Annotated in this window: 13 protein-coding genes; 7 read left to right on the top strand and 6 right to left on the bottom strand. The window is 39.8% G+C overall.

The window, feature by feature from the left end; all coding sequences use genetic code 11:
- Positions 1 to 2: 2 nt before the first annotated feature.
- Together DVR12_RS15140 and DVR12_RS15145 are read right to left on the bottom strand one after the other, a co-directional pair.
- Positions 3 to 2,729 (bottom strand): DUF1553 domain-containing protein, encoded by a 2,727-nt coding sequence (locus DVR12_RS15140; protein ID WP_233522398.1) that lies wholly within the window; start codon positions 2,727 to 2,729, stop codon positions 3 to 5.
- 83 nt (positions 2,730 to 2,812) lie between these two features.
- A complete protein-coding gene (locus tag DVR12_RS15145; RefSeq protein WP_116976631.1) occupies positions 2,813 to 3,700 on the bottom strand; it encodes an AraC family transcriptional regulator in 888 nt (295 codons plus the stop codon).
- A 211-nt stretch (positions 3,701 to 3,911) separates the two neighbouring features.
- On the opposite strand from DVR12_RS15145, the gene dinB reads away from it, so the two are divergent.
- Positions 3,912 to 5,027, top strand: coding sequence for a DNA polymerase IV (gene dinB / locus DVR12_RS15150; RefSeq protein ID WP_262511921.1), 1,116 nt, complete (start codon positions 3,912 to 3,914; stop codon positions 5,025 to 5,027).
- A gap of 505 nt (positions 5,028 to 5,532) precedes the next feature.
- Here dinB and DVR12_RS15155 read toward each other — a convergent pair.
- The 3 genes from DVR12_RS15155 to DVR12_RS15165 form a co-directional block, all read right to left on the bottom strand.
- Positions 5,533 to 5,937: a contact-dependent growth inhibition system immunity protein gene (locus DVR12_RS15155; protein ID WP_116976632.1), complete on the bottom strand. Its 405-nt coding sequence runs from the start codon at positions 5,935 to 5,937 to the stop codon at positions 5,533 to 5,535.
- Positions 5,938 to 6,261: 324 nt separating this feature from the next.
- The gene (locus DVR12_RS15160; protein ID WP_116976633.1) at positions 6,262 to 6,576 is read right to left on the bottom strand and encodes a hypothetical protein; all 315 of its coding nucleotides are present in this window, start codon (positions 6,574 to 6,576) and stop codon (positions 6,262 to 6,264) included.
- 78 nt (positions 6,577 to 6,654) lie between these two features.
- Entirely contained in the window at positions 6,655 to 7,485 is an 831-nt protein-coding gene (locus tag DVR12_RS15165; RefSeq protein WP_116976634.1) for an ankyrin repeat domain-containing protein, read from the bottom strand.
- Positions 7,486 to 7,693: 208 nt separating this feature from the next.
- Here DVR12_RS15165 and DVR12_RS15170 point away from each other — a divergent pair, with 208 nt between their 5' ends.
- From DVR12_RS15170 to DVR12_RS28135, 6 genes are all read left to right on the top strand, one after another.
- Positions 7,694 to 8,215, top strand: a complete 522-nt coding sequence (locus DVR12_RS15170) for a DUF4251 domain-containing protein (protein WP_116976635.1) — start codon at positions 7,694 to 7,696, stop codon at positions 8,213 to 8,215.
- Positions 8,216 to 8,355: 140 nt separating this feature from the next.
- A complete protein-coding gene (locus DVR12_RS15175; RefSeq protein WP_116976636.1) occupies positions 8,356 to 8,967 on the top strand; it encodes an HAD family hydrolase in 612 nt (203 codons plus the stop codon).
- A gap of 588 nt (positions 8,968 to 9,555) precedes the next feature.
- Positions 9,556 to 11,418, top strand: coding sequence for a family 16 glycoside hydrolase (locus tag DVR12_RS15180; RefSeq protein ID WP_116976637.1), 1,863 nt, complete (start codon positions 9,556 to 9,558; stop codon positions 11,416 to 11,418).
- 20 nt (positions 11,419 to 11,438) lie between these two features.
- Positions 11,439 to 13,394: a c-type cytochrome gene (locus DVR12_RS15185; protein ID WP_199417115.1), complete on the top strand. Its 1,956-nt coding sequence runs from the start codon at positions 11,439 to 11,441 to the stop codon at positions 13,392 to 13,394.
- A gap of 614 nt (positions 13,395 to 14,008) precedes the next feature.
- Complete coding sequence (locus DVR12_RS15190; RefSeq protein ID WP_116976638.1) at positions 14,009 to 14,236, top strand: hypothetical protein; 228 nt, start codon at positions 14,009 to 14,011, stop codon at positions 14,234 to 14,236.
- 26 nt (positions 14,237 to 14,262) lie between these two features.
- On the top strand, positions 14,263 to 14,535 hold the full coding sequence (locus DVR12_RS28135; protein WP_394337594.1) for a type II toxin-antitoxin system RelE/ParE family toxin: 273 nt from the start codon (positions 14,263 to 14,265) through the stop codon (positions 14,533 to 14,535).
- Between the two features lie 37 nt (positions 14,536 to 14,572).
- Here the strand turns inward: DVR12_RS28135 and DVR12_RS15200 are convergent, their stop codons facing one another.
- Entirely contained in the window at positions 14,573 to 15,040 is a 468-nt protein-coding gene (locus DVR12_RS15200) for a hypothetical protein (protein ID WP_116976640.1), read from the bottom strand.
- Between the last annotated feature and the right edge of the window lie 222 nt (positions 15,041 to 15,262).

Below are 15,262 nucleotides of genomic sequence, written 5' to 3' on the forward strand. Positions count from 1 at the left end.
TTTTAAGATTTTATCAGGAATTCATCCAGGTTCATAATTGCATTGGCAACAATAGCCAATGCTGCCAGGTTGGCCGAGTCAGGGGTTGTGTCCTGTACCTTCAATAACTTTTTTAATGCATTGGCATCCGACTGGTAGGTAGATAATGCTGTAGCATACAACTTTTGTAAAATGGCAAGCTTTTGAGGTTGTAGTGGCTGAAATAGGGCCAGCTCATATCCAATTTTAATAGCAGTTGCCACATTTCCTTTAGCTTTTTCCTGCATACGTTTCGCCAGCGCAATTGCTGCATCCATATACACCGGATCATTTAGAGTGGTTAAAGCCTGAAGCGGTGTATTGGTACGAATACGTCTTTGCAGGCAAACTTCCCTGCTACTACCATCAAATGTTATCATACTTGGATAAGGGCTGGTTCGTTTATGATAGGTGTACAAGGCTCTTCTATATTGATTACCATTTGTTGCTGTGCTCCAGGATGCCCCGTTGTACACTGTTTGCCAGATATTATCTGGTTGGTAGGGCATAACACTTGGGCCATGGAGCGACGGATTAAATACTCCGCTTATCACCAATGCCTGATCGCGTATTTCTTCTGCCGTAAGCCTGAAATGTGGCCCCCTGGCCAATAATCTGTTTGCCGGATCTTTTTCCAGAAGTATGGGGGTTGTTTTGGAGTCCTGCCTATAGGTGGCCGACATCACTATCTCTTTTAATAATGGTTTTAATTGCCATTTATAGGAATGCATGAATTTATAGGATAAATAATCCAATAATTCAGGATGTGAAGGAGCAAATCCCTGGGTACCGAAATCTTCCAGCGTTTCTATTATACCGATTCCGAAAACCTGCTCCCAGCAACGATTTACCATGACGCGTGCCGAAAGGGGATTGGCAGTATCAACCAACCATTCTGCCAGTCCAAGCCTGTTGCGAGGTGCTTTGGCCGGAAATGGATTCAAAGTATGTGGTACATCAGGTGTAACAGTTTTACCTTTTACCAACCAGTTTCCTCGCTCAAATACCTTGGTTATTCTTTGAATGCCGATTGGATTCTCAATCATTACCGGAATATTGTCCGGAGATTTATTTACCAGGTTTACAAGCGTTTTATTCATTTCTTCATAGCCCGCTATGCCTTTTCCCGGTAAATTTTCACGGAATGCCAGCCATTCAATTACACAAACCGACCAATCGGCCGGTATACCGGAGTTTTTGAAAATGAAATAAAGATCATGGGTACCACGAGTAGCAGGAATTGGAATTTCAATTGCCTGCCATCCGTTGGTTGGAACAATAGAATGAGTAACCAGTGTAGTTCCGTTCAGGCTATCCAGCTTTACAATCATTGTTCCTCCCTTATTACCTGTTGTATAATTCATCCATAGATTGCTTTTACCATCCAGGTTTTGATGGGGCAGCCGGCAGCTACCATTGGGTCTGACTCCTGTGTATTTGGTGTCTAATAGTGCGCCATTAATATACTGATCAAAGGTATGCGCATGCACTTTGGGTTCCAGTACTTGAACAAATTCTTTGACCTCTTGTTGTTGAGTAACAGTACCGTATTTGCTTACCCAGTCACCTATTTTTCTGACTTCCTCATTACCAAGGCTATCGTAGAAACGGTATGTTGGGTGCTCCATGTATGTATCCTCATCCCTGGTATTATTAAGGAATGCCATCAGTTTATAATAGTCTTCAAACCGTATTGGATCATAAGGGTGACTATGACATTGTACGCAACCGATAGTCATTCCCTGGAATACTTCCATTGTAGTATTAACCCGATCTATAATTGCGGCGGTTCTGAATTCCTCATCCTGCGTTCCTCCTTCATCGTTGCTCATTGTATTTCTATGAAACGCTGTTGCTATGAAATCTGCTGTTGTTGGTGCAGGAAGCAGATCGCCGGCCAGTTGCTTAATAACAAAACTATCATATTGCATATTAGTATTAAAGGCATCAATTACCCAATCGCGATATCTCCATACATTCCTTGGCATATCGCGCTCATAACCTTTTGTATCGGAATATCTGGCCAGGTCGAGCCACATAGATGCCCAGTGTTCACCGAAGTGTGGTGATTGTAAAAGGCTGTCTACCAATTTTTCGTAGGCAGCAGGATCCTTGCTTGCGGCAAAGCTGGCAGCCAATTCAGTAGTTGGAGGGAGGCCTGTAATATCGAAACATACTCTCCGTAGCAGGGTCATTTTATCTGCTTCGGCAGCTGAACTTAACTTTTCTTCTTTTAGTTTTTGTTGAATGAACTTGTCTATATTGTTCCCGTCTTTAATGGAAATATCAGGCACCTGTATATCTGTAGGTGGAATATATGCCCAATGTTCGCCCCATTCGGCACCTTCTTTTACCCATTGGGTAAGTAATTCGATTTCCTGTTCACTTAATTTTGCGCCTTTCTGCGGCATTCTTTCTTTAGGATCTTTACAGGTAAGCCGGCGAATAAATTCGCTTTTTTCGGGATGCCCTGGTATGATGGCTGGTTTTCCGGATTTGGTGTTTCCCAATGCCTCTTCTTTAAATAAAACACTAAAGCCACCGCTTTGCTTTACGCCTCCGTGGCAGCTAATACAGTGCTTATTTAAAATTGGTTTTACCTCTGTGCTATAGTTCACTTTTTTCTTAGAATGGCACGCAGAAAACATACTGCCTATAATAATGGCAGGTAAGAGGACCACTGTTATCCTCATTGTGGAATGATATAACATCTGCAATGTTTGATTGACTCACTAAAGTTACTGAGAGCAAAGGATTTGACTGCTAGACCATTTACTGAAAATGATGGATTATCTTACGGCGTAATTCTCTTGTCTCTGTATTGATTTGGTGATATGCCCATTACTTTGGTAAACATTCTTGAAAAGTAATAAGGATCTGAAATACCCAATTGAATGGCAATTTCTTTTATGCGCAAAGTTGTAAATAGCAAGTATTGGCAGGCTTGCTGCACTTTGAGGTGATTGAAATATTCGATTGGAGAGTAGCCGGTTCCATTTTTAAATAAAAAGGAAAAGTGAGACTGCGAAAGATTTACAGCAATGGCCATCTGTTGAAGGGTAATCAATTTATCGAGATGTTGATTCATATAATTAATAGCAGTATCAACTATATCTGCATCTGGTTTTTTATTGGAAACAGGAACCAGGTCGGGGTACCAGCAGGAAGATAAAAAACTCCAGAAGTTCATATTGGCAAAAGCAAGATGTTCCTGTCTGTAGCCCCTTTCGAGCAGGCTGTAAATCAAATCAAACAACTGTGTTCTTTCCTTAGAAAATGGAAGAAATGTTTTATGTCCTTTCCAGACTTTTACGGCGTTATTTAGCAAACCATCCGAACTTTCTCCAAGGAAATGAGCCCAGTAAATAGTCCATGGTTCAAGTTCGTCTGCTGCATATTCGTGTGATTGATTTCTCGGAAGTAAGAAACAGTCGCCCGGCTCAATGGAATAGGTCTTTTTTTTAAGAGTAATGCGTCCTTTTCCTTCCTGGCAATATATTAATATGTGCTCATCTGCTCCCTGTTCTCTTTTTCTGTGATGGAATTTGGCTTTGGGATAATAACCAATATCAGTGATATAGAGTTGTTGAGTAGTAATGTTACGGGCACAAAGCTGTTGTATATTACGTGGTAATACAATTGCTCGCTGTCCCTGGAATCCTTCTTTTTTTTTTCTGATCATGGTCGAATTACCCCGTTGGTTAGAGTTGCATAGTGGAATTATACTGATACCAATATAAATCAACTCCTAAATATATTTAGGATAGAGAATAATGTTTTTTAGGTTGATGATTTTAACAAATTGATTTTCAATATCCAATTGTAATATCTTCCTACTTGTCTGGGAAACCGTACATTTACATCAATGAATCAGTCCATTTCCGGGAGAAAAAGTGATAGAGAGTAGTTCACATACCACACAACGTAAGATAATCCATATCGATATGGATGCATTTTATGCATCTGTAGAGCAGCGCGATAATCCTATCTACCGCGGTAAGCCTATTGCAGTGGGAGGTTCTCCTGAAGGAAGAGGTGGAGTAGTGGCCACAGCCAGTTATGAAGCGAGAAAATTTGGAGTTCGTTCTGCCATGTCCTCTAAAAGGGCGCAGCAGCTTTGCCCCCAGCTGATTTTCGTGCGACCGAGGTTCGATGCCTATAAAGCAGTATCTGCACATATTCGGGAAATCTTTAGCAGGTATACCGATCTTATTGAGCCTTTATCATTAGATGAGGCCTATTTGGATGTTACAGACGATAAATTACAGATTGGATCTGCCATTGAAATAGCAAAGCAAATAAAGCAGGCAATTAAGGATGAACTTAATCTGACAGCTTCAGCAGGTGTTTCTATCAATAAATTTGTAGCTAAAATAGCCAGTGATCTGAATAAACCGGATGGGTTTACCTTTATTGGTCCATCTACTATTGCTTCATTTATGGAGAGCCTGCCGGTCGAGAAGTTTCATGGAGTAGGCAAGGTTACTGCCGAAAAAATGAAAAAAATGGGCTTATTTACGGGAGCTGATTTAAAGCGTTTATCTGAGCAGGAACTAAAGAGTTATTTTGGAAAGGTAGGGGCCTTTTATTATCAGATTGTAAGGGGAATTGATGACCGCAGGGTTCAGCCACATCGGGAAACCAAGTCACTTGGCGCGGAAGATACTTTCCCTGTTGATCTTACCACCTTGGAAGAAATGGAGGCAGAGCTGGAAAAGATTGGCAAAACTGTGGTTACCCGGTTGCAGCGTTATGAGTTGAAAGGCCGTACCGTTACGCTGAAAATCAAATACAGTGATTTCCGGCAGATCACCCGTAATCAATCTTTCAACTTTCCGATAAATGATTATGAAACCATTGTTCAAACTGCCAAACAATTACTGATTGGTACTCAACCTGAAGATCAAAAAATCAGGTTATTGGGAATTACGCTTTCCAACTTCCACGAATTAAACCTCAATGATACAGATAAAGCCAATCAGGTAACTCAGCTTTCGTTGTTTGACTAAATATTGTAACAGGAAAAGTGAAAGCAAATGAATAGGTTATCAGCCTTTATTGTAATCTGATTGATGCTTGATTTATAAAAATTGGTAAATCTGTGTTCCCTTCAATTATTACGGTTATATCTGTGAAATCAGCATTTAGCCAGGACTTCCCGTCATTTTTGAAATTTGATAACTCTGGTATGGAATGTTTAGAATGTTTGTAGTTCTAATACTACAAACAGCAATCCAATATTTACATTACAGACAATGCCTACTTTAAACCTTGATTTAAGAGGGGGTGTAATATAAATAGCTGTATATCTTTTAATTGTACTTAAGTTAGTTTAAATCAGGATTCGGAACAGGTAGCTGACCTGGGCAATAAAGTAGAACATATATCTGATAATACTCTCTGACTCGCACAGCTTCGCTGATACGAAAGGTGTTTCCGTTCAATTATCATCAATAAAAACTAACATGAATACCTCAACGTAATACTATCGTTTGTAAGGTATTGGAAGCTTGGTTAACAAACTGAATTGCGCCAATAGGCCGGCAAATCCAATTCAGATTCTACCTCTTCGATCCGTGCTTGCATGAGGTCGAGGAGTTTGTTATGTAAGTCGTGGTGCACTTCCCAGAAGCTGGAAGGCACATCCAATACTGATTTAAGTAAGTCGCCAGGATATAATCCGGCTGTTATTAATACATCAGTACTTAAAATCTCCAACGCGAGCGGCACGAGATATTCTGGGTTAAATGACTGACTGATTAGCATGCTTAATTCATTCGCAGATAATTTAACTAAAGGTACTTTAGTTAAAGCCAGACATTTTTGTGAAAGTCCGGAATTTGCTGCTGCAGTAGGTTCCCATTTTTTGTTCTCGAGCTGCTCCAAAGATTTATATCTCCAGATTTCCTTTTTGTTCATAAAAGATTCTTCTCTTCTAATAATAAATGATTCATTGGTATGAAGATGATTTCATCGCAATTGACTCTATAATGCTTAATTGTAGATGCTGCGGAGTTTGGCAGTGATTGCGATAGACCCGATTTGGCAAGCGGATTCAGAAATCAGGATCAACTCTTATAAAGATAAGGATTATTAATTAGGCCAAAAGAAATTTTTATACACATCCATAAATAGCAGATTAAAGGGAGGTTAAAAATAGAAACTGACTTAGATTCGCATTCACCTGAAAACAAAGGAGGTGCCTCCATAGAAACACCTCCTTTGTTATATCAACTAAGTTAACTATGCTACGGATTTAGAGTACCTGGGCATTACCAAAAGTTTAACTATTGTATGGGCAGTACCTGAAAGTACAAAGGCCAAAAGCAATAATAAAGCTGCTTTCCCTGGTGTGTCAAATACATCTAAAACACCGGATACTCCTTTGCCGGAGAATAATACAGCTACCAAAAAGGCCAATCCTCCGGTCACCCATAAGGTAATATGTGACCATAAGTATTTTTGTTTTTGAAAACCACTTTTCCCAAAGGATGTAAACAGCAGATAAACGTGTGCAATAAAAAATAATGAGGCCAAAACAGTTAGTGTTGTGAGCATTTCTCGGTTAATTTAGGTATAAACAATAAGTATGAATACCTAAAATAATAAATAGTTTTTATATAAGCAAGTTGTCTTCTATTGTTCCATTTTACTGCGGATGGCTGAAATATGTTCTGCGATTATATGCAATCGATAATAATATTTCTCAAAAATATCATCATACATTCTATGCCTGTTTTCCAGGAAGGCATTTAGCGCTTCATAAATAAATTCTTCAAACGTACTTTCTCCGTCTACCTTAATCACACATTCAAATACCGGTTCCATGCTGGTGGTGAACTTAGGCTTGATCAGAATATCGTCCATAGTCGTGATCAAATCCTTATACAGATTAGGCGCTTTCGCAAAAGGCACATAATGGATGGCTGTAAATCCATCCTCATCATATACATACTTGTTTACCTCTTCACTTAATAAAAACTGAACCACTTCCCGGTTATTGTTATGCCGGGTTGCCAGCAGGAGGGGAGTATCCTGACTTGCCAGTACAAAATTGAAATGGATATTATGTTCAATCAATATTATTAATACATCTGTAATGGCAGCCAGGCGATGATGCTTGAAGATATAGGCAATGGCAAACAGGTAATCCGGATCGTCGACACTCAGCTTCGCACCCTTTTTTAAGGCATATTGGATGGCCTGAGGCTTATTGGCACCAACTGCACAAAATATAATGGGAATACTCCCTTCCTTCTTAAAATGGATATCCGCACCTCCTTCTTCTATCAATAATTCTGCGGCTTCTATAAACGTTTCCTGAGATTCCAGTAGTTCACACAATAGCTCTGATCGTTCATCCCTGCTTAATAAATCAAGATTCTGACCAATGCTGGCAATCACTTCATCAGGATTTTGGCTGATTCTGATTTTGCGTTTTAGATCCTGGAAGGTAAGGCGCTGCATATGTCTTCATGGTATAAATAATGGTAGGAGCGAACCGCTGATCGGATGAAAGTCTCACAATATTAATAAAAAAAGTTATTTGATACAGCAATTTTGTTAATACTGTTAAAGAGAAGTTATATTAAAGCAATTATACCATACCAAATTGACGGGTCTGCCCGTTATGGTATAGAATTGGCATTCCCTTATCTATATAAATTACTATATCATGAAAAGGTTTATTGCAATCAAATTATCCCTTCTCTTGGTAGCCGGACTTTTAGCAGCCCCACTACTTCATGCGCAAAACACAAAAGCAGAGAAGAAAGCAGAAAAATTAGCAGCGGTCAAGTCATTAATCGACAGTCAGAATTTCGTTTTTAATGCACAAAATGCATTTCCTGTAGGTGGGCGTATGCGAAATATTACATCCAATTACGACCTTACCATTACCAAAGATTCTGTGATCAGCTTTCTCCCTTATTTCGGAAGAGCTTTCACAGCTGATTATAATGTTACAAAATCACCTCTGGATTTTGTTTCCACATCGTTCGAGTATAGCGTAGCTCCCGGCAAAAAGGATGGATGGGCAGTAACCATTAAACCTAAAGACAATAAGTCTGTTCAGACCATGTACCTTACTGTTTCCAGTGAAGGTTATGCCAGCCTGCAGGTCACCAGTATAGATAGAACTTCAATAAGTTTTAATGGAGATATAAGCTCCATTCCTGACAGGCATTCAAAGAAATAATCTATCCCACAAAGTGGCAGAGATTAATATTAAGAAGCAAAGTCTTATGCGCTTTTTAATAAAATATTCTTGTTAACTTTAAAAAAATCCTTTGTCTCTTAATATTAATCTCAGCTTCTCTGCGAGAAAAAAACCTCAAAATGTCAAAGATTAATTCATTGTTTTTGGATATAGGTGGAGTATTGCTCACCAATGGTTGGGATAGGAATTCCAGAAAGCAGGCTATGGATAAATTTCAGCTCGATCCGGTCGAAACAGAAGAAAGGCATCATCTTACCTTCGATACTTATGAAGAAGGAAAGTTGACATTGGATGAATATCTCTCCCGAGTTGTCTTTTACACAGATAGAAAATTTACCAAACAACAATTCAAGGAATTTATGTTGTCGCAATCGGCTCCTTTCCCTGAAATGATTGAATTAATAGTTGCCCTGAAAGCCAAATATCAATTAAAGATCGCTATAGTTAATAATGAAGGCCGGGAATTGAATGAGCATCGTATCAGACATTATAACCTCAACCGGTTTGTCGATTTTTATATTTCTTCCTGCTTCGTTCATTTCAGAAAACCAGATGCAGATATTTATAAAATAGCATTGGATATTGCCCAGGTAAAACCTGAGGAGGTTATTTATTTGGAAGACAGACAAATGTTTGTTGATGTAGCCCTCGGATTAGGCCTAAACGCTATTTGCCATAAACATTATGAATCAACACGGGAACAATTAGCGGCACATGGTCTGGTATTATAGCCCTCGGATTAGGCTAATCGCTATTTGTGATAAATATTATAAACCAGCTTGTGAAGAATTGGTTAGGTACATTGTGCCATCGGATTCGGACCAAGTATCATTTGCTATAAGCATTATAAACCAGGTTGTGAACAATTGGATAGGTAGTTTTAGCTTTCAGATTAGAACAAAACATTATTTGCGATAAATATTATAAACCACCTTGTGAACAGTTAAACACGAACTTTTAGCCTTCAGATTAGAACAAAATGCTATTTATCGGGAACATTATATATCAACTTAGGAACAATTATCAGCAAATGAATTGATATTTTAGATTGATATACAACTCATAACAATCGATTTTTTCTTTCAATATCCCCGATTTTTACCGCTGGTGTAAATTTTCGCCCACTAATACTCACTTTGTTACAATTAATTTCTATTTTGCCACACGGTTTGAAATTTGCGTAGTCCCACGTTTAGCTATCGGTTGAAACATTTCCAATTTTAATTGAGGGTCAAAAAATTAGGTGTGATGCTTATGCCAGACGTAAATCGCTAAATGCATTTAGCAAGTCAATGTAAACTATAAAAAAATCCAGATCTATGCTTAGATGGAACATGTTCCGTCCAAAGTTGAAACAGTTACGTGCGTACGACAGGAGAACTTTGGTATTGATTTTAAGTATTGGTAGTTGTCAACAGCTTTTCGCTCAGACCAAATTACCATTAACCGATTTATCTGCTTTTTCGCAGCCTTCAGGCAACTGGCGTTTAGCCGGTGGTGTGAATGCCGATTTACAGCAGCATAATGTTTTGCAAACAACACCAGGAACTGGTATTCTGGTTAATCTTCCCGACAAGAAAAACCCAGGAAAAGACCTGTTCAGTGCTTTTCAGCATGGTGATCTGGATCTCGAATTTGACTACCTGATGTCGAAAGAATCCAATTCCGGAGTGTACCTGCAAGGTCGCTATGAAGTACAACTACTCGATAGCTGGGGCACTACCGCTCCTAAAGCTTCCGACAATGGTGGTATTTATGAAAGATGGGACGACAAAAGAGGGGAAGGACGTCAGGGTTACGACGGACACGCTCCGCGTCAGAATGCCAGCAAAGCCCCGGGCTTATGGCAACACATGAAGATTTCTTTCCAGGCTCCTCGCTTCGATGCTGCCGGAAAAAAAATCAGCGATGCCGTTATCCTGAAAATTGAACTGAACGGTGTAACCATCCAGGATAATGTTGTTCTGGCTGGCCCAACCCGCGGTGCAATCGGCAACAACGAAGTGCCTCAGGGTCCGTTACGCATCCAGGGCGATCATGGAACTATCGCGTTCCGCAACATCGAAGTGACCAACTTCGACGCTCCACGCCCCGAACTCTCAGACGTAAAATACAGCATCTATAAAGGCCGTTTCGATAACGAACCTAACTTCAGCAGCCTGAAAGCTGTTGCAACCGGTTCTCAGTCAACCTTAAACGCCAATATGGCTGCTTTGCCAAATAACGAATTCGTAGCGCTTTATACTGCTACCTTGAATGTAAAGAAAGAAGGTAACTATACTTTCAATCTGCGCACTACCGGTGGTCCTGGCGCTCTGAAGATCGATAATAAAGAAGTATTGAGCTATCGCAACAGATGGGATAAGCAAGGTAGTGTTACCTTAACTCCTGGTACCCATCAGATAGAGATTCAATATTATAAAAATACCGACTGGGCTAGAAAAGAAATTGGTTTAACCGTTAAAGAAGCCAGTATCCGTGAATTCTCACTGGCCGATACTAACGGAGCATCCGACGACGGCGCTGATCCAATTCTGGTAACTGCACCTGAAAATACCATTCTGCGTAGCTTTATGGATATCCGCGGTCAGAGAAGAGTAGTACACAATATCAACGTAGGTAGCCCTACCAAGATCAACTATTCCTATGATCTCGACAATGGTTTACCATTCCAGGTATGGCGTGGTGAGTTCCTGAATACTACTCCAATGTGGCATGAGCGTGGAGATGGTTCTTCCCGTCCTTTAGGTGCAGTACAGGTTTTAGCGGCTCAGGCTGGTATGTCTATTGCTAAACTGGATAATAAAGATGCTGCATGGGCTACTGATACCACTGGTACAGGTTTCCGCCCGGGTGGTTATGCTTTGGATGCTGCAGGTAAACCTACCTTCCGCTTCAACATCTATGGTACTGCTATCAATGATGATATCACCGTATTACCGGAAAATCAGGGTATCTATCGCTCTATTACTGCTCAGTCACCTGCCAGCGACCTTTACTTACGTATAGCCGTTGCCGATAAAATTGAACAGGTAGCTCCGGGTTTATTTATCGTAGGTGATAAATCTTATTATGTGAAGATGGATGATGCGAAAGCCAATACCATTATTCGCAACCAGAACGGCCGTGCTGAATTGATCATGCCTCTACAGGCGAAAATTGGTTATGCGGTTATCTTCTAAGCAGCAATACTAACGACATTATGAAACTGAATTATAAAAGCATTACAGCAGGAATTACAGCAGGTTTATTCCTGATGGGCTCCGCTCTCTCTCCTGTAAAAGCTCAGGAATCACCTAAGGAAGAAGATTTCTTCCGCATCGCCCGCATGGTGTCTCCGGAAGGAACACTGTTGGAAGTAGGCGGTTTATGTACTTTGCCAAATGGCGATTTAGGTATTGCTACCAGAAGGGGAGATATCTATATTGTTCAAAACCCAACCAGCAAACAACCTTATTTCAGAAAGGTAGCTTCAGGTTTACACGAAGTATTGGGTCTGGCTTATAAAGATGGTTCTCTCTACTGCGCTCAACGTGGTGAGTTAACTAAAATGACAGATACGAACATGGACGGAAAAATGGACCTGTTCGAAACTGTATACGCATGGCCGATTTCAGGTCACTATCACGAATATTCCTTCGGTCCGGTTATGGCTCCGGATGGCACCTTCTTCGTATCCGGCAACGTTGCTTTTGGCGATGAAGAATGGTGGAGAGGTGAAAGCCGAGTTCCTTGGAGAGGTTGGATGATGCACATCACCGAAGACGGTAAAATGGAGCCTTGGGCTACCGGTTTTCGCTCTCCTTGCGGTTTGGGAATCATCGATGGTGAATTATTCTACACCGAAAACCAGGGCGACTGGATCGGGTCTGGTGGATTAACTCACGTTAAGAAAGGTAGTTTCGTTGGTCACCCAGCGGGTTTGCGTTGGACTAACCAACCTAATTCTCCGGTTAAATTAACTACTGAGCAACTTTACAGCAAAGTAGATCCGCGCTTCCGCAGAGATGCAAACAATCGCGCTATTAAACCAGAAAACGTAGTTAACGAGAAATTCTCTACGCTTTTTGATATGAAACAATACTTCCCTGAAGTGCAGTTACCAGCGGTATGGTTACCTCACGGTGTACTGGGTATTTCAAACTCTCAGCTGCTGACTATTCCTGAAGGCGTATTTGGTCCGTTTGAGAAACAAGTATTGATCGGAGATCAGGGTCAGAGTAAAATCATGCGTGTATTCCTGGAAAAAGTAAATGGTGAGTACCAGGGTGCTGCATGGGATTTCAGAAGCGGTTTCCAATCCGGTGTTTTGCGTATGGCATGGGCTCCTGATGGATCTCTGTACGTAGGTGAAACCAACAGAGGATGGGGTTCTGCCGGTGATGCCAACCAAGGTTTACAACGCCTGGTTTGGAACAATCGTGTACCATTCGAAATGAGAACAGTAAGTGCTCGTCCTGATGGTTTTGAAATCACTTTCACTATGCCGATTGATAAGAAAATAGCTGAAGATATCGCTTCTTACGAAGTTGAAAGCTTTACCTATAAATACCAACCGGTATATGGTAGCCCAACTGTAAATACAGAAAAGCTGAACATTAAAGGAGTACAGGTTTCTGCTGATGGCATGAAAGTTCGTTTGGTAATTGATGGATTACGTCAGTACTACATCCACAAACTTACATTGAATGGTATCCGCGCTCAGGAAGGTTCCTATTCACTGGTACACCCGGATGTATACTATACTTTGAACAATATTCCTGATGGCGATAAACTGCCGGTATCTGCGCTGAGCACTAAGAACAGTGCAACTGCTAAAGCTACTACAGCTACCAAGGCAACAGATGCAAAAGCTGCAGCAACCAAGCCAGCAGCGGCAACTGCGGCAGCAGCTTCAAAAGCTGTTACCTACGAGCAGGTAAAACCTTTGCTGAATAAATGGACTTGCTCTTCCTGCCACAATGCAGATAAGAAACAAGTAGGACCAGCATTTAAGGATATTGCTAAGAGAAACTATTCAGTAGCGAAGATTTTGCAACTGATCAAAAATCCACAACCTGAAAATTGGCCTGGTTATGCAACACCAATGCCTCCATTACCTCAGGTTCCGGATGCAGATGCAACTAAAATTGCTCTTTGGATCAATTCTTTGAAATAATTTTTTGATAGGGGCCTGGTGCGCTGGAAGTTGCGCCAGGCCTTATTTGTTACCCTTCCCGCTCTTATTTTTTCTCGTTTTCTCCTATACTTTTCTTGTGGCTGCTAAACTGATTTTAGCACTTTTTGAACTTTTTCATTTTCTTTCTGTTAAATATATATTAGTATGAAAAACACTATAACAGATTAGGTGATTTATAGTCGTTTTTTATCACATAAGAGAAAAATAATTAATTTATTAAGATACGGTTGATAAACAGGCACAACATCTTGTAATGGTTCGAGATGTGCAGGGGCGGGTCCTTGAGCGATGTAGCACCCGCCCTTTTTTATTTTTCTTCACTATGCCTTTCTCCTGTAATAGCTTCTTGCCCCCAATGAAATAGGGATTCCAAACACTACCATCAGTATTCCAATTCCAATTAAAATGGCCGACAATGGTAAAGGTACCCGTATTATGCACTACACTACTATTGCTGTATAAAAAGAAAATTTATTACTTATGTCATATATAGACGTTTCCTAATATTAATTTAGCTTTAAGAACACTTTCGAAGTGGATTTTAGGGTTTGGATAACCCCGGATAAAAAATTAAATTTGTGAAAACGGTGTATATGGCAAAGGCATTAGATCATGAAATGTATAACTACTTTATGCAGCTTAATGATGCTGAAAAGAAATCAGTTATACAAATGCTTAAAACCTTTGTAAAAGGTAAGGAGAGTTCAGTACGTATTAGCATTGAACAATATAATCAGGAACTGCAGGAGGCTGAAGCTGAATATGAAAGAGGAGAATTTGCAACACATGAAGAATTTGTAAAGCAGATCCGGAAATGGTAGCAAAGCAATACGAAGTAGTTTGGACAATGATGTCACAGAAACAAATGAGGCAAGCTTTCAAGCATATTAGTAAAGATTCACCAAAGAATGCTGCTAAAGTAATAGAAGAAATTGTAGAAGCAGTGCAAAAGGCAACTTCTAACCCCGAAAGATATAGCCCCGATAAATTTAAGACAGATAACGATGGCAGTTTCCGAGCATTTGAGAAACATCATTATAGAGTCTCTTTTCGATTCACAAATAATATAATTAGGGTTTTACGGGTACGACATACGAGTATGGAACCATTAGAATATTAATGGAAAAAATAGACTACTAAGAATATAGTACTCCCTACTAATTAAATTTTCTCCTGTAATAGCTTCTTGCCCCCAATGAAACAGGGATTCCAAACACTACCATCAGTATTCCAATTCCAATTAAAATTGCCGGCAATGGTAATTTTTGAAGAGGCAATTTGGTAAGTGGCAATACCAGATATTGCATAGTGCTGTATACAACAATTGCATATAACATACCTGATACTATTGGTTGCTTCCTCAATACTTCCATCCTTTCATAGAGTAGAAAAAAGAGAATAGTAAAAGAATAGGCAATAATAAAGTGAAATAACAATCCTATCCAGGGCATTACCGGATTGCCGTTAAATGCTTCCTGTCCGAATGCCGCACTGGCAATTGCCGTAAGCATAGTGCGAACGCTGGATTGTGGATGGTTGTTTAGAAATTGTATGGAAGCTGCAGTGATATCTAAAGTGCCGGCTATTAATCCTGTAATAGCTACAGCTCGGATGAAAGATGGCATTGTTGTAGATTTTGGTTATTTCAATTTACATATTTTTAATAAGTATACATCCCTTTTCGCAGCCTGTTTTCTTTAAAAATTACCCCCTTTTATTATCTAATTATTAATAAATATTAAAATCTCCTTAAATAATTTTCATAATAAATTTATAATCAATCAATTTAAAATTATAAAAATAAAAATTTAAACAGTTGATTAAATAAACGATTGTTTAAATTAAAC

It is taken from the genome of Chitinophaga silvatica (assembly GCF_003419895.1).
Taxonomy (GTDB): Bacteria; Bacteroidota; Bacteroidia; order Chitinophagales; family Chitinophagaceae; genus Chitinophaga; species Chitinophaga silvatica.

Excerpts from the sequence above, each read along its gene's own strand:
- DVR12_RS15145 (WP_116976631.1), bottom strand. The coding sequence starts at position 3,700 with ATGATCAGAAAAAAAAAAGAAGGATTCCAGGGACAGCGAGCAATTGTA.
- DVR12_RS15165 (WP_116976634.1), bottom strand. The coding sequence starts at position 7,485 with ATGCAGCGCCTTACCTTCCAGGATCTAAAACGCAAAATCAGAATCAGC.
- DVR12_RS15170 (WP_116976635.1), top strand. The coding sequence starts at position 7,694 with ATGAAAAGGTTTATTGCAATCAAATTATCCCTTCTCTTGGTAGCCGGA.
- DVR12_RS15180 (WP_116976637.1), top strand. The coding sequence starts at position 9,556 with ATGCTTAGATGGAACATGTTCCGTCCAAAGTTGAAACAGTTACGTGCG.
- DVR12_RS15190 (WP_116976638.1), top strand. The coding sequence starts at position 14,009 with ATGGCAAAGGCATTAGATCATGAAATGTATAACTACTTTATGCAGCTT.
- DVR12_RS15155 (WP_116976632.1), bottom strand. The coding sequence starts at position 5,937 with ATGAACAAAAAGGAAATCTGGAGATATAAATCTTTGGAGCAGCTCGAG.
- DVR12_RS15200 (WP_116976640.1), bottom strand. The coding sequence starts at position 15,040 with ATGCCATCTTTCATCCGAGCTGTAGCTATTACAGGATTAATAGCCGGC.
- DVR12_RS15140 (WP_233522398.1), bottom strand. The coding sequence starts at position 2,729 with ATGTTATATCATTCCACAATGAGGATAACAGTGGTCCTCTTACCTGCC.
- DVR12_RS15160 (WP_116976633.1), bottom strand. The coding sequence starts at position 6,576 with ATGCTCACAACACTAACTGTTTTGGCCTCATTATTTTTTATTGCACAC.
- DVR12_RS15185 (WP_199417115.1), top strand. The coding sequence starts at position 11,439 with ATGAAACTGAATTATAAAAGCATTACAGCAGGAATTACAGCAGGTTTA.
- DVR12_RS28135 (WP_394337594.1), top strand. The coding sequence starts at position 14,263 with ATGATGTCACAGAAACAAATGAGGCAAGCTTTCAAGCATATTAGTAAA.
- DVR12_RS15175 (WP_116976636.1), top strand. The coding sequence starts at position 8,356 with ATGTCAAAGATTAATTCATTGTTTTTGGATATAGGTGGAGTATTGCTC.